At 48.0% G+C, this 14,608-nt stretch carries 9 protein-coding genes; 4 read left to right on the top strand and 5 right to left on the bottom strand.

All coding sequences use genetic code 11. From position 1 onward, the window contains the following. Positions 1-335 precede the first annotated feature (335 nt). From H6F50_RS20650 to H6F50_RS20640, 3 genes are all read right to left on the bottom strand, one after another. On the bottom strand, positions 336-1,913 hold the full coding sequence (locus H6F50_RS20650; RefSeq protein ID WP_190430156.1) for an MBOAT family protein: 1,578 nt from the start codon (positions 1,911-1,913) through the stop codon (positions 336-338). Further along, the gene (locus tag H6F50_RS20645; protein ID WP_190430155.1) at positions 1,910-2,053 is read right to left on the bottom strand and encodes a hypothetical protein; all 144 of its coding nucleotides are present in this window, start codon (positions 2,051-2,053) and stop codon (positions 1,910-1,912) included. The genes H6F50_RS20650 and H6F50_RS20645 overlap by 4 nt, the downstream gene beginning before the upstream one ends. Before the next feature lie 346 nt (positions 2,054-2,399). Further along, complete coding sequence (locus tag H6F50_RS20640; RefSeq protein WP_347277194.1) at positions 2,400-5,663, bottom strand: DUF1574 domain-containing protein; 3,264 nt, start codon at positions 5,661-5,663, stop codon at positions 2,400-2,402. A 432-nt stretch (positions 5,664-6,095) separates the two neighbouring features. Between H6F50_RS20640 and H6F50_RS20635 the strand changes: the two genes are divergently transcribed. From H6F50_RS20635 to H6F50_RS20625, 3 genes are all read left to right on the top strand, one after another. Continuing rightward, positions 6,096-6,344 (top strand): hypothetical protein, encoded by a 249-nt coding sequence (locus H6F50_RS20635; protein ID WP_190412911.1) that lies wholly within the window; start codon positions 6,096-6,098, stop codon positions 6,342-6,344. 205 nt (positions 6,345-6,549) lie between these two features. After that, positions 6,550-9,666: a phosphoenolpyruvate carboxylase gene (gene ppc, locus H6F50_RS20630; protein ID WP_190430154.1), complete on the top strand. Its 3,117-nt coding sequence runs from the start codon at positions 6,550-6,552 to the stop codon at positions 9,664-9,666. 195 nt (positions 9,667-9,861) lie between these two features. Then, the gene (locus tag H6F50_RS20625) at positions 9,862-10,137 is read left to right on the top strand and encodes a hypothetical protein (RefSeq protein ID WP_190430153.1); all 276 of its coding nucleotides are present in this window, start codon (positions 9,862-9,864) and stop codon (positions 10,135-10,137) included. Between the two features lie 51 nt (positions 10,138-10,188). On the opposite strand, the gene H6F50_RS20620 is transcribed toward H6F50_RS20625, so the two are convergent. Together H6F50_RS20620 and H6F50_RS20615 are read right to left on the bottom strand one after the other, a co-directional pair. Next, positions 10,189-13,587, bottom strand: coding sequence for an NACHT domain-containing protein (locus H6F50_RS20620; RefSeq protein ID WP_190430152.1), 3,399 nt, complete (start codon positions 13,585-13,587; stop codon positions 10,189-10,191). Positions 13,588-13,608: 21 nt separating this feature from the next. Next, positions 13,609-14,061: a hypothetical protein gene (locus H6F50_RS20615; RefSeq protein ID WP_190430151.1), complete on the bottom strand. Its 453-nt coding sequence runs from the start codon at positions 14,059-14,061 to the stop codon at positions 13,609-13,611. A gap of 244 nt (positions 14,062-14,305) precedes the next feature. On the opposite strand from H6F50_RS20615, the gene H6F50_RS20610 reads away from it, so the two are divergent. Beyond that, positions 14,306-14,608 (top strand): GDSL-type esterase/lipase family protein (locus tag H6F50_RS20610; RefSeq protein ID WP_347277193.1); only part of this gene is annotated, 303 nt, incomplete at its 3' end.

The raw sequence follows: 14,608 nt of genomic DNA, 5'->3' as shown, positions 1-14,608 counted from the left end.
CTCCGAACCAGCCTACATACAGGCGGTTGTCGGTTGATGTGACCCAATCGCAGAACCGTTGCCATACGTTGGCGCTTTCGCGTCTTTGTAAGGTTGTGGTCATGTTTTTATGAGTGCTTTGGATTTTCTAGGTTCGGTATGAATGAGGCGAAGTTTGTCTCGCCTTGTATTTAATAATATTTACATTTATTCGTATTTGTCCAGTCTTTTTTTGTTCATAAATCCGAATCACTGTCATTTCATTTACTTATGAGTGGCTGAGAATGCGGTAGGGTTAGCGAGCGCAAGCGAGACGTGTCAGCCAGGAGTAGTGGGCGATCGCTTAATGTAATGCCCTAAAAATCAAAGTAAATGTAGGGAAGACCACCTTGGGGCGCAAATATCCAGACAATGTAGAAACACAATGGCACCAGCAGCAGCTTCAGAGGCCAATTAAGCTGTAACTTGAGACCCCGATGAACGGCATAGACGAGGAGCATCGACGCGGCTAGCAGCCAAAGCAGTAGACCTAACTGAGATGCATTCACACCCAGCGCCTCCCCGTAGACTTTTTCGGCAAACTGGGCATCAGCAGACTGACCCCAGAGGTGCTGAATCACCCAACTGGATTGTTTCAGATTCGGTAGGCGGAAGAAAATCCAGGATGTGAACACCATAAACTGGGTTAGCAACCACGCAACCAGTACACCCGGAGGGCTTTTCCACCAATTTCTAGCTTTCTCAGACTGGCGGGAATAGGCCTCTGTGAGGCGGTGAGCCACTAAAGCAAGACCGTGATAGGCACCCCAGACGACATAGCCCCAAGCTGCTCCATGCCAAATCCCAGCAATTAACATGATAATTAGCAAATTCAGGCAGGTACGGCGCAGCCCTTGGCGCGAACCCCCCAAAGGAAAATAGAGGTAGTTTCGCAGCCAATCGCCTAGCGTGATATGCCAGCGCCGCCAAAAATCAGCAATGCTGGTACTGAAGTAAGGAAAATTAAAATTCTCCGGGAGATTGAAGCCTAAGAGGATGGCACTACCACGGGCGATATCTACGTACCCACTAAAATCCAGATAGAGTTGCAGTCCGTAGGCAGCGATCGCTAACCACAAATCGCCGCTGCTCGCTCGCTCTAAGTTACCAAAACACAAATCAACAAAAATTCCCAGCCGATCTGCCAAAAGCGCTTTTTTAACTGCACCGCAGGCAATCAGCCACAATCCTTCCGTAATCTGATTAAGCGTTGGAAATTGTAGCGTTTTGAGCTGAGTCGAGAATTGATGATAACGAGTAATTGGCCCTGCAATTAGCTTGGGAAAAAATAACTTATAAGCTGCAAAATCGAGAAATCGCTCCGTCGCTGGGGCACCACGATACACATCAATTAAATAAGCAATGCACTCAAAAGAAAAGAAACTCAAACCTAAAGGCGCAATTAAGTGAGTGCTGACCCAACTGGCGCTATTTTCGGCAACGGGTAGCGATGTTCCGGTGAATTGTTCATAGAAGCCCGCCACCGAATTTAAGAAGAAAGGTACATACTTAAAGCTCACCAACAACAAGACATTCAGAACAATCCCCAACCATAAAAACTTTAGTCGCTGGCGATTCCAAAACGCTTGATCGAATTGCCAATCTTCATGGGGATCGGTCGCGTACATCCCTAATGCTGTATTTTCTCCAATTGCCTTACCTAAGCTGAAGTTCATCAAGGTGATGGCAATCAACAAAGGAATATAGGCGACTTGCGGCGAAGCTAAAATTTGCAGCCAATGCTCATTTACTAAAGTTGGTGCTTGCAGCGAGGTATAGAAAACCAGACTGACAACAAGCAACGTCCACATCTGCAAAGACTGTTTTTGGAACGACCAGTAAATTCCCAAAACGCTGAGCAGAAAAACTCCGTAGATAAGAGAGATAAAAGTCATTTTTGAAGACTGAGGAGTAAGGACTGAGGACTGAGGGCTGAGGGCTGAGGACTGAGGACTGAAGGTTGAGGACTGAGGGTAAATAAGAAGAATTGAACTGAGTAAAAGAATGAGAGAAGTTTATCTTGGATATTGGGCACTCATTTTACTCCTGATTGACTCAGTCCTCAGTCCGCACTTCGTGCCGCTTCGTTAATATGACTCAGTCCTATTTAGCAGGAAAATAAGGGTAAACAACAAGGATTGAACTGAGTAAAAGAATGAGAGAGATTCATCTTAGGTATTCGGTAATCATTCCACTCCTGACTCACTCAGCCCTCAGTCCGCACTTCGTGCCGCGCTAACATGATTCAATCCTATTTAGCAGGAAAATAAGGGTAAACAAGAAGAATTGAACTAAGTAAAAGAACGGGATAAATTCATCTTGGGTATTGGGCACTCATTCCACTCCTGGTTCACTCAGTCCTCAGTCCTCTTAACTCAGTCCTATTTAGCAGGCCAGGGAATCATGGGATCTTCGGCTAGCTGGTTAGAAACTTCATAAGCACCGTAGCGGTTGAGGTGGCTGGGGTCGGAAAAATAATCGTGTTGAGTGGGATAAAGCTGATTTAAGTCTCGGAAAATCAGCCCTTTTTGGATTGCTTGCGATCGCATATACCGCTGAAATTCTTGCTCATATTCTATGCGTACTGGGTCTAAGTAATCTTGGGTCAAAGGCAGGTTTATAAAAACAATCGGAATTTGACGCGCTTGGGTAAATTGCAGCAGCGATTCTAGCGCTTGGGTTTGCTTGCCTTCCATCTTGAAAGCGTAGTAATCGCTGTCATAGTCGCCGCTGACTCTGGCATATTGCTTGTAGTAGGTGGCAGGATTGTAACGAACGGTGAGGGGAAGGAAGCCATCAAAATCGATGGCAAATTGGCTGGCTGTCAATGCTTGGGGAGTATCGGTAGCTCCCTCAGAAGTTGTTTTCGCTGGTTTTGCCCAAACAACATACAGATCCCGCAACCGCGTTTTCATTTGGTCGCGCTGGGGATAAGTTGCTGAGAACGTTCCTAGCGTTTCATTGAGCCAATTATTAACCATTTGATAGCTTTGCGTTAAGGAACCACTAGCTCCTTTATCCGCCGTCGCCGGAGTTTTAGCCGGTGGTGTCGCCGTCGTTCGGCTGGGACTTCCTGGGGTTGAATTCTGCTTGGGGAAAGTACCGGCAAGCAGATGTTGGTAGCCTTGCGAGTTAGCGATCGCATTATAGGTAGCATCTATCCGCCCGCTATTAAACGCTCTGGCACCATCCGCCCAAATAATCAGTTTTGGCAGTTGCTCTGGCGTCAAAACTTGGCGAACCATCAAATCTACTACTTGAGCCGTCGCCCCGTTGATGCCAAAGTTAAACACCTGAACACCCGGATATCCCTGCGCTGCCAGTGCTTCTTCCAGCGCTTGAGGATCGACCCCTCGCATTGCCCTAGAACTGCCGACTATCCAAACATCCGGGGGAACTCCCCGTCTTTGTAACAGCATCTGTTGGTAGAGAGCCACTTTTTCGTCTAACAGGCGGTTATTAAAAGAGGGATTAGAACTTCGCGCGGCTGCCAAAATTGCTGCTGATGCGGCATTCCGCTGGGACTTTTCACCCTCGTTCCTTACCGTGATATCTCCTTGGCGAGTGAATCCTTCAGAGTTGAAGACAGGAGCCTCTGAACCACGAGATTTTTGCAAAGACATCTGGGGCAAGGGAACTGACGTATCCTCGATCGGTTCTCGCGGGTCAAGGGTTGATTTGCCGCTGACCGCTGACGCTTGATTGATGGGTGGTTTTGACTTCAGGATCGCAGACAGAAACCAATCCGTTTGCACCGTGAGCAAGAATCCCAGCATCCCCCAGACCAAAGCCACGACAAAACCTTGGTAATAGGTGTAGGTGGAATTGCTAAGTTTCCCTGAGGCGACGGGTGCAAGGTCTTTAATCTCCACCGTGGGAATAAACAATTGGGAAGCGCATAGCCATTGCTGGATGGTTCGAGTCACTTTGAAAGAGACAGCGCTAGCGGCTGCTTTGAGGTCTTCCTTAGTGACATCAGAACGCAGAACGGGTTCGTTACTGCCAGAGAGGATATCTCCTAGATAAACATCGCTGGCAGCAAATTCTGGGGTTGCTTCCGGTACCAGGCGTTTGCGAGGGGTGAAATCAACGCCCATCTGCCACAAGGGGGTGGAGTGACCGGCGCGACGCCCATAAATTCGCACCCCTTTAATGCCAGGAATCGCCAACCCGCGCAGAAACTTGGCAACAGGTGGCCCGACGGCAGATTGCTGCGGACTAGAGAGTGCCTCGCTCATGATGTGCAACAAATCTTGTTTGCGGCGCAGAGATAAACGAATGCCACCCGTTGTTAATCGCTCGTCTAGGTCGGGATTGAGTAAGCGTTGTAATAAAAACTGAATTGCGTTCAGATCGCCCCGTTGCGCCAATTCCAAAGTAGATTCTGCTAAAGCGGGATCTCTGGACGCAGGTAAATTCAGCCATTCAATCCAGATTGGCGTTTCTTGTTCCGGGACTGGTGTTACACCGTGAGTCTCGACGCCGTAAATGGTGGCGGCGTGAATGCCTTGCGTTGTCAGAGACTCTAAAACGGGAGCGATCGCACTCGTTGCGGTTTTTCGATCGGGGGCAGCGATCGCAATCTCAGCCGCATCGCTCGTGGCAGCTGCGGTGTCGACCGCTGCTTTTAGCTGCTTGAAGAGCTTCTGGCTGCAAAATAAATGCAGCGTTGAATCTTTCAAAACTGCGGAGATTTGCATCTCCTGCGCGTTTAACACTTGATTTAGCAAGCGGGCGATCGCTTGGATATCTCCCCAACGCGCCCAAGCCTTGAGCATTTCTTCTGGAGGGGTCAGATCCACCCGCAACCGCCAATCGGGAGCCGCTTCTCCTCGAACCTGGCTGCAAATCACAGCATCCCGAAACCCTTCCAGCTTCAAATTTCGTAACTGAGCCGCCACCGGCTCCGCCATCAACGACTCATCGGTGCTGTAGTTAGAATCGCAAAGTACCCACAGACGACGGGAAACCGCTGGTGAAGCAGGGGACAATTCTTGATGCTGTCCGGCTCCCCGGCTTCCTGGCTCCCTCCCAAGCGTCTGAATCACGACCTTGACGCCGACTCCCATTGGGCTGAGCGTTTCGCTCAGATAACGCGCGATCGCCTCCGGTTGACCGGAGCGAGCGAGGCTGCGGTTGGAGACTCTCAGCCCGTCAGCATCGCTAGTTGCTCCTTGCTCGGCGGTCATTTCCTGCCCATCCGTCGGCGTCGCAGCAGCAGCCACGCCTGCGGCATCTGACGCCTGATGCAGTTGCAGCCGCTCTAGGTGAATTTGCTTGATCCAGTCTGGGCGCTGGATGCCCAGTTTCCGACCATAAAGAATCACCTGGTCAATGGGAGCTTCTTGCGGGGGGAACCCAGCTCCCCCTTCCTTCCCCTTCAGTGCCTCGACAAATCGGCTCACAACGGGTCCAGCAGGCGGACATTCGGAGCCTTCACAAAGAATATGCAGGTTATTCCCTCGTAAGCGAAATCGTAGGCGCACTTCCGGAAGACCGATAGCGCGGGAAACCCACTGGGCGAGGGAGGATTGACCCTCTAAATAGGCGATCGGATCGGCATCCAACATCACAAAGAAAGTACCCTGGACTTGCAACAGATGAAAAGACGATGAAGCATGAACGCTGTAGCCCGGAGGGCGCACCCTGCGATTGGAAGTCGCGCTTAAAGGTTGTCACAAAGGATGAAAAATTGGTTGAACACCAAAATTTCAGGATATACTTCACACTTCATACTTCATACTTAATACTTCATACTTAATACTTCAGCAAGCGTTAACCGCTCCGAACGTCCCCAAGCTTTGTACAATTACTTCTAGATTCTGAGTAGTCTTACACAAGACTGCCATTGGTGCTACCGAATTATTGCCCTTCTGCCATAGCTATTTGCCGAACGCCCCGCGCTTAGGACAGTAGCGCTGAGGAGCGTGTTCCCTTCCTACTATGCCCTAGGGGGCTATCGCTGTATTATTCAGATGCATAAACTAGAAGGATAAGTGCCCCTTGTGCTGTTTAAATTCTGACCTCATTTATTTGTTTGTCTAAAAAGAAATTAGTTTTTATCTAGACCTTCTCCCATGCAAACTCTTCCTAACAAAAAGCAACCGTCAACCGCCGAAAATGCAACGTCTGCAACGCCCGAAATTTGGTTGAGTTTAGCCACGGTGCCGATGCTACTCGGAGTTTTAGGCATCAAAGCAGTCAGCGAATTGCTATGCGCCATTGGACAAAATAGTGAGGAAGTATTTCGGGGCGATCGTTTGCCGGTTCTCCACGTACCCACCCCAGGAAACACATCACAGGAAGGGGAAAATGAGGAAGAGTAGCGGAAAGTAGATAAAAATACGCTCGCCGACCAACTAGGACGCGATCGCGTGTCTTTGAAGCGAGGCGTTAGTCTAGCACTGAAAGAGTCAGTTCGCACCCCTCCCTTTTTCTGGAAAAACCCAGTTGGTGTTCGCTGTAAACCACTTGCTGGGACTAGAAACCCTAAAATTAGGTGATTATTCTTCTTTAGAGAGAATAGACTCTATGAGTTCCCTACTGCAATCGACGGATCAGCCATTGACGGTAACATCTACTTCTGCTTTATTTTTACGTCATCGCCTCAAAGTGGTGGAGGACTTATGGGAGTCTGTTCTCCAGCAGGAATGCGGTCAGGAACTGGTCGATCTGCTTAATCAACTTCGATCGAGGTGTTCGCCAGAAGGACAGGCAACAGAATTGCCTGAATCAGTGCCTCAGCTGATCGAAAAGCTTGATCTCAATGCAGCGATTCGAGCCTCACGCGCCTTTGCTCTCTACTTCCAGCTCATTAACATCGTCGAGCAGCACTACGAACAGCGGGATCAGCAGCTTTCCCGACGTGCTACCTACAACGCTCCTGCTGGTGAGGCAGCACCGCGTAAACTTCCTAGCCTGCAAGGAGATGGGGACTCCGCCATTGTGTTGTCGCCAGAGGACATGGAGGAAGAAAACCAAAACGGCGGACCGGGCGCGGATTTGCTTGAAAAGAGCTGGCACCACGATGGCACAGCCAAACGAAATGCCGGGACATTCCACGGGTTGTTTCCCCATTTGCGCCAGATGAATGTGCCTCCGCAGCAAATCCAGCGGTTGATTGACAATCTGGACGTGCGGCTAGTTTTTACCGCTCACCCGACGGAAATTGTTCGCCATACGATTCGCGGCAAACAGCAGCGGATTGCTAAGATTCTGCAACAGCTAGACCAGGCAGAAGAAGAATTTAGAGCCTTAGGTTTGACGACTTCTTGGGAAGCAGAGGCTTGCATCGAGCAATTAACTGAAGAAATTCGCCTCTGGTGGCGCACCGACGAATTGCATCAATTTAAACCAACCGTGTTGGATGAAGTGGATTACACCCTCCACTACTTCCAGGAAGTGTTGTTTGATACGATTCCCCAGCTTCATCAACGCCTAAAACGCGCCTTAAAAGCTTCTTTTCCGGGACTTACTCCCCCTGTAAACAACTTCTGCCAGTTTGGTTCTTGGGTAGGGGCAGACCGGGATGGAAACCCCTCAGTCACCCCGAAAGTCACTTGGCAAACCGCTTGCTATCAGCGCGGTTTAGTGCTGGAGAAGTATATCCAATCGTTGCGGCAACTGACAAATCAGCTCAGCTTGTCGTTGCACTGGAGCGATGTCTTGCCAGATTTGCTGGACTCGTTAGAGCAGGATCGGTCGCAAATGCCAGAAGTATACGAGCATCTGGCAATTCGATACCGGCAAGAGCCTTACCGCCTCAAGCTGGCATACATTCAGCAGCGTCTGCAAAATACCAGCGATCGCAACCGGCGACTTTCGGATGGCGAAAACTTGCATCGGCAAATCTCAGATAGCCAGTCTCACGTCGTTTACCGCTCTGGAGAAGAATTTCTAGCAGAACTGCGGCTGATTCACCGGAACCTGATTGAGACGGGTTTATCGTGCCGGGATCTGGAAAATTTAATTTGCCAGGTGGAAATCTATGGCTTCAACTTGGCGCACTTAGATATTCGCCAGGAAAGCACTCGCCATTCCGACACCTTCAACGAAATAACCCAATACCTGCAAATTCTGCCTAAGGCATACAACGATCTATCGGAAGCCGAGCGTGCGCTGTGGCTGGCAACGGAACTGCAAACCAAGCGCCCGTTGATTCCAGCAGAATTGCCATTTTCTGAAAAAATTTGCGAAACCGTTGAAACCTTCCGAATGCTGCGGCAGCTCCAGCTAGAGTTTGGTTCTCAAATTTGCCAAACTTACATCATCAGCATGAACCGGGAAGCCAGCGACGTTCTGGAAGTGCTGCTGCTGGCAAAAGAAGCGGGTCTGTATGACCCCTCTACCGGAAAGAGCAGCATCATGGTGGTGCCGCTGTTTGAAACGGTGGAAGACCTGAAGCGGGCACCCGCAGTTATGCAAGATTTGTTTGAACTGCCTTTGTATCGCGCTTGTCTTGCGGGAGGCTACGAAAACGTTAAAGATTCGCAAGCGTTAAAGGTTGAGGATTCAAACCAACCTACCAACTTGGAATCTCCAACCTATAACCTGCAAGAGGTGATGCTGGGTTACTCAGACAGCAACAAGGATTCCGGCTTCTTGAGCAGTAACTGGGAAATCCATAAAGCTCAGAAAGTGCTACAAAAAATCGCCGAACAGTACGGCATCGCTTTACGGATTTTCCACGGGCGCGGCGGTTCGGTCGGTCGCGGCGGCGGCCCTGCCTACGAAGCGATCCTGGCTCAACCCGGTCATAGTATCAATGGGCGGATCAAAATTACTGAACAGGGGGAAGTGCTGGCTTCTAAATACTCGTTGCCAGAATTAGCTCTGTACAACCTGGAAGCGGTGACAACCGCTGTGATTCAGGCAAGCTTGCTGCGAACCGGGTTTGATGATATTGAGCCGTGGAACGAAATCATGGAAGAGTTGGCGACGCGATCGCGTGCCCACTATCGCGCCTTGATTTACGAGCAACCGGATTTAGTCGATTTCTTCCACCAAGTGACCCCCATCGAAGAAATCAGCCAATTGCAAATCAGCTCTCGTCCTGCCCGTCGCGGCGGTAAAAAGGATTTGGCGAGTCTGCGGGCAATTCCTTGGGTGTTTAGCTGGACGCAAACGCGCTTCCTGCTGCCGAGTTGGTACGGCGTCGGGACAGCATTGCAAGAGTTTTTGAACGAAGAACCCGAAGAAAATCTGAAGCTGCTGCGTTATTTCTATTTCAAGTGGCCTTTCTTCAAGATGGCGATTTCTAAAGCAGAAATGACCTTGTCGAAAGTCGATTTGCAGATTGCTCACCACTACGTGCGGGAGTTATCCCACCCGGAAGATCGCGATCGCTTTGAAGCCTTGTTTGAGCAAATCAAGAGCGAGTTTCACCTCACTTGCGATTTAGTGCTTACGATTGCGGGTCACAAACGGCTGTTGGATGGCGATCCAGTCCTGCAAAGGTCTGTGCAGCTACGCAACGGCACGATTGTCCCTCTGGGCTTCTTGCAAGTTTCTCTACTAAAACGCCTGCGTCAACATGGCAAGCAAGCAGCGTCTGGTGTCGTCCATTCTCGTTACAGTAAAGGCGAATTGCTACGCGGGGCGCTGTTAACGATTAACGGGATTGCCGCCGGGATGCGGAACACGGGTTGATGGTTGATGGCTAATCAGTCAGATCAAATCTGTTGAATTGTCCATAAAAGAACCCCACCCCCAGCCCCTCCCCGCAAGCGGGGAGGGGAGCCGGAGACGCAGGCTCTGGCGGGGTGGGGTTCCGGAAAATTGTGGGGATTAAACGGGATTTGATATCATTAACCATTCCAAATAATTAGCCATTAGCTGTTAGCCATGAATAAAAAACGTATGTTAATTTGTACTTTTATGGCGTTAGCATCGGGTTGTTTCGGTGCTTACATGGGGGTACAAATTAAGTTATTGGCTGATAACCAACGCTGCGAAAATATGACAAAAAATACCTTGGAATTCGCAGCATTCAAGACAGCGTGCCAAGCTTGGATGATGCCGGGAGCTTATATGCAAGGCAGCAGCAGCGGCTTGTGGGGAGGAATGGTTGTGGGGGCTTTTATTGCGGGTTTGGCAACTCATCACAAGCAGCCTGAGTGAATTGATATAAAGAGGAAGTTTAATAGCGGGTTGAGGAGGAGGAAGCGCGCTTTATTCTTCCATCATTTTCTCTCGAACCCAACTCACAATATCGGCAACTAAATTCGGCTGAGTGGGAGAGAATGTTTGGAGATTACAAGGCTGTTCGCTCACTACACAAATTCTCCTTGCGTTAACAAATTTGCTTAGAGATGAGAGGAAAGTTGGACTGAAACCTTGGGGTGTTTCGCCGCTTGTATCTTCGTAAAAAATTAGGAAAACGCCTTGGCATTTTAGCTGACAATAAACTTTGAGAGCTTGCATAGTTTCCGGTTCCCCATTCTGACGTTCGGGAAAACCTTGCATTACCATCTCCGCGTAAATTTCCGAGGCGGGGTTATCGGGGTTTTCAAATTTGCTGCTGTCGATACAAATGAGGTGAATGGTGTCGTTAAGGTTGGAGTTATTAGCGATCGCTGTATTGAGAAGTTGGGGTAAATTAACTAAGTTGGGGCGCTGCGTGGAGGGTTGGGAATCAACAACGATGGTTTCTTGAATTTCTGGATGGGCGGAAGTTGGATTGTGCCAAGCTTGGTAAAAGTCTACGTAAGTCATATTTTGGGCACAATGCCACATGACTTCATAAAAGTTCCAGAAGCGTTCAAAGTCATTTTTATAGGCTTGTTCTAGGTATTCTTTTAAGTGTGCGACTATGAAGGGAGAAACATCACTCATCGGGATTTCCTTTAAGCTTCTAACAATTTGCCAACCTAAATCTTTGCTAGTTTGAAGCAGGTAAATCATAGTACTAATTGCTTTCCAATTTCCAGGTTGGATTCTTCCCAAGATTACTGCAACATTCAAAATAATATTATTATCTTTAGTAGTATCTAATAATGTGACTAATTGAGGCGTTAATTCTATACTAACGTTACTAATTTCATCTATTTCTTGAATAAGCCGAAGAAGATTGGAATTCTCCTGAGTAGTCTGTAGTAAATCGGTTAATACAGCAATTGCCTCTGAGTCGTTAGGATAAATCCTAACCAACTTATTTGCCGCTAGCTGACGGATATACTCATCCTGAACTGGTGAAATCAGATATTTTAGAGTAGTAATTGCTTCAGAATAAGCAGGGCTAATTTCTAACAAATTACTAGCAATCCAAACTTTGTCGTACTCACTTCGCTCTTCATGTAGCCAGCTACCTAGAATTTCAATAAGCTCTGAGTTACCAGGAGCAATACGTGATAGCGCTCCAACAATCTGCCAAGGAATACATTCATCATTATTGGTACGCAGAACCTTAACTAAAGTATCAATTACATCCTGGCTTCCAGCACCAATTTCTTTTATAATTTCGGCAGCCAGCCAAGGAGTACCCTCACCCTGGCTATTGATCAATAGGTCAAGAGAAATTTCGATTACATTATGATTACCACGATCAATATGCCACAAACTACTTGCGGCTCTGAGGCGATTACTCTCTCTTGGGCTATTGCACATCAGGTCAGTTAAGACTGTAATTGCTTGCAAGTTACCTGAGTCTACTCTACCTAAGCCCCAAGCAAAAAACAGACAATTTTCCTCATCTTGGCTACACCGTAGCAGCTCTGTTAAAACTGCAATTACTTTAGAATTGTTGTTGGCAATCTGAACCAATGATTGGACGGTTTGATGTCGTATACTTGAATTCTGGGTAGTCTGTAGTAAGTAAATCAGAGTGTTGATAGCATTTAAGTTGTTAATACCAATCTGTCCTAAGATTTTTACAGCTTGCATACAGATCCAATGTTCTTGGCTGTTATTTAGTAGTTCGATTAGAGCTATAATTGCTTTACCATGAGTCTCTACAAGTACTGCTCTGGCTTCTTCTGCAATTGGGTGATTATAAACTGTCCAGCGCTCTTGTTGTTCCCAGTCAGAGCAACTAAAGCCATATTTAATAAGTTGATTGACAATCTCATCCGTAAAGCTACACTCAACGTACTCTGAAATTGCTACTGCTGCTAGAAAGTACGAGCGATATTGATAAAAGCCTATACACTTGTCATCAAAGCCTACTAAAGCTTGGACAAACTCTTCTTTCTTTGCACTTGTTACATTCTTTCGCCCCAGCCACAGCAAAATAACCTGTTTCCACTGCGGCTCAAAAATGCGGTAATTTCCCTGTGGCGGATTGTGGGGAACGTGATTCAGAAAAAAGCGCCAATCGTCAACAGCCAATGCTGCGAAATATTCCTGAAACGTGGGATGGAAAAAAGCATAAACTGCGCGATCCGAATCTTCTTCCTCTGCTGATGCCAATCCCACTCGATTTAGCCATCCCAGCTTTAGCGCCCATTCCAACAAATCGGGACGATCTTTGAATACCCGATCCACAAGGCATTGCCGCAGCCGAAACCTAGATAAAACCTCTCCGGTTTTCGTGTCTTTGTCTTCGCCATCTAGCGCCCTCAGTGCCAGTTCTCCCAACGCCTGAGTTAGCTGCTGTTGTTGTGATTGCTCAATTGCAAACTCATCCTTCAAATTGTAGAAAGCTTCCACAAATCGCTGATAAAGTCCTGCCTTAGTTTCGGGCAATTTGCTTCCCTTTTTCCAAGTGCGGCACAACAACGCTAACCTGAGCGGATTTTTGACGAGATCGTTAATACGTTGCTGGTTAGGTTTTTCTAACTCTTGCAGCAAACCCTCGCACTGCTGGTTATCTGCAAACCACTTTTGAATAAACTCCTTAACCTGCGGATCATTAAAATCCAGATTGCGATAAACATCAAAATCCCGCAGGACGTTTTTGTCTGCATCCCAGACATTCAGACGACAGGTTAGCACCACCCGCACCTTATCTGCCCAACCCTCCGCCAACTGCCGATTAATTGCTGCCAACGGAGAAGGAACAGCCATTTCATCCACCCCATCCAACAGCAGCCACACATCGCCACTTTCCAGCAATTCCTCAAACGCTGTTGAGTATTCCAGGGGTGCAGCTTTCAGCTTCCTTGCAGCATGGCGCAGCCAATCTTCTAGCAAAAACTCTCCCAGAGGTTTGCTGCCAATATCCGCGAGGCGAATCAAAATCGGCACGCCCAGATTTTGCTCTAATATCCACTTGGCAATCTGGTAGCAAAGGGTGGTTTTCCCCGCACCCGGTTCGCCAGTAATTGCCAAACGCCGTCCCTGACTATTTTTGCTTTGCCCTTGGCGCAAGACTTGTTCAAAAAACTCGTTTGGCTGGTTATAAGTCTTGGTGATTTGTGTCTCTGCGAGTTGATAAAACCGCGAACCCTCCTCTGGCGATACATCACACCCGTGTCGAATTTCCTCTTTCGGCTTTGGTTCCACCAATCCTAGCGGCACGTAGAAATCAGGCTGATTTCCGCAGGTGAGAGGATTATTTAGGAGACGCTGTTGGTTTTCGAGACGATTTTCGCAGATACCGCGCCAACTGATGGGAGGTAACTTTGCCCGCATCTCCCCGTCGGGCGAATGTAGTCAAATGTAGTGATTAGTTTGTTGCTCAATTGTGATGGATTGGGCAACCATTGCACCTTTTTCTGCTTTTATCTCCTCTGCTAATTTCGCAAAGTTGTTGACAATTGACGGCTGAGACTGGAGGCGATTCACTACAGCTTCAACTTCTGCGGCAAGTTTCGGATTTGGATCTTGATTTGCTGCTGCTTTCACTTCCCAAATAGCCTCAGTAACTTCAGGGTCTTTTGCTGCTGCTTCTAACTCAAGAACCGCTTGACCATAATCCAAAGGCTGCTGTGGTGCTAATTCTATGTCCCTTGCTGTACTTGGAGACTTGCTCTTGAGTAGCACTAGCAACTTACCACTTTTCTCAAATACCTTATCTGTCAGGTTTTCAGTCGTCTTTTCCAATGCCTTAGTTGCCACCAAGGTAGCGATCGCAGTAGCAACAGCAGTCAGTGTCACAGGTTCCATAAATTACAGGTTAAGGTCAAGTTTTAGTCAGTTATAGCCCAAAAATAACCCCGGCGATTATAAATCGCGGCTATATGAACGAAGTCCGCCTGCGCGGACTATTTGAAACCCACGCAGGCAGGCTTTATGCCTGTATAACTCCAGAAATCTATTCCGAGAGCATTTTTGGGGCTGATGCAATCGCATTTATAAATTCTGCTGCCAAAATTGAGAGAGTTTCAAAGTAGCGATCGCTCTTTCCCAGATGAAAAAACGCCGATGGGTGTGGTTCTTTAGTTTGCTGTTTGCTTCCCTACTGGTTGTTACCAGTTGCAGCAACAATTTCGATGATGTCAAAAACCTTAAAGCGGGTGCTGGTAAGCAAGTTATTGTTTTAGGCGATAGCATCGCCTCTGGATATGGGGTGGACAAGACAGAAGCTTTTCCTAGTGTCCTGAGTCGTCAACTCGGTTTGCCAATACTGAATCGCGGTGTTAGCGGCGATACAACCGCAATGGGGTTGAGTCGCTTACAAAAAGATGCGATCGCGGCAGAACCTTGGCTGGTA

It is taken from the genome of Coleofasciculus sp. FACHB-712 (assembly GCF_014695635.1).
Classification (GTDB): Bacteria; Cyanobacteriota; Cyanobacteriia; order Cyanobacteriales; family FACHB-T130; genus FACHB-T130.
Note: the sequence above shows the minus strand (reverse complement) of the source record. Positions and strands in the feature narration are given on the sequence as shown.

Coding starts and splice junctions, on each gene's coding strand:
- H6F50_RS20650 (WP_190430156.1), bottom strand. CDS start 1,913: ATGACTTTTATCTCTCTTATCTACGGAGTTTTTCTGCTCAGCGTTTTG.
- H6F50_RS20635 (WP_190412911.1), top strand. CDS start 6,096: ATGCAAACTCTTCCTAACAAAAAGCAACCGTCAACCGCCGAAAATGCA.
- ppc (WP_190430154.1), top strand. CDS start 6,550: ATGAGTTCCCTACTGCAATCGACGGATCAGCCATTGACGGTAACATCT.
- H6F50_RS20625 (WP_190430153.1), top strand. CDS start 9,862: ATGAATAAAAAACGTATGTTAATTTGTACTTTTATGGCGTTAGCATCG.
- H6F50_RS20620 (WP_190430152.1), bottom strand. CDS start 13,587: ATGCGGGCAAAGTTACCTCCCATCAGTTGGCGCGGTATCTGCGAAAAT.
- H6F50_RS20615 (WP_190430151.1), bottom strand. CDS start 14,061: ATGGAACCTGTGACACTGACTGCTGTTGCTACTGCGATCGCTACCTTG.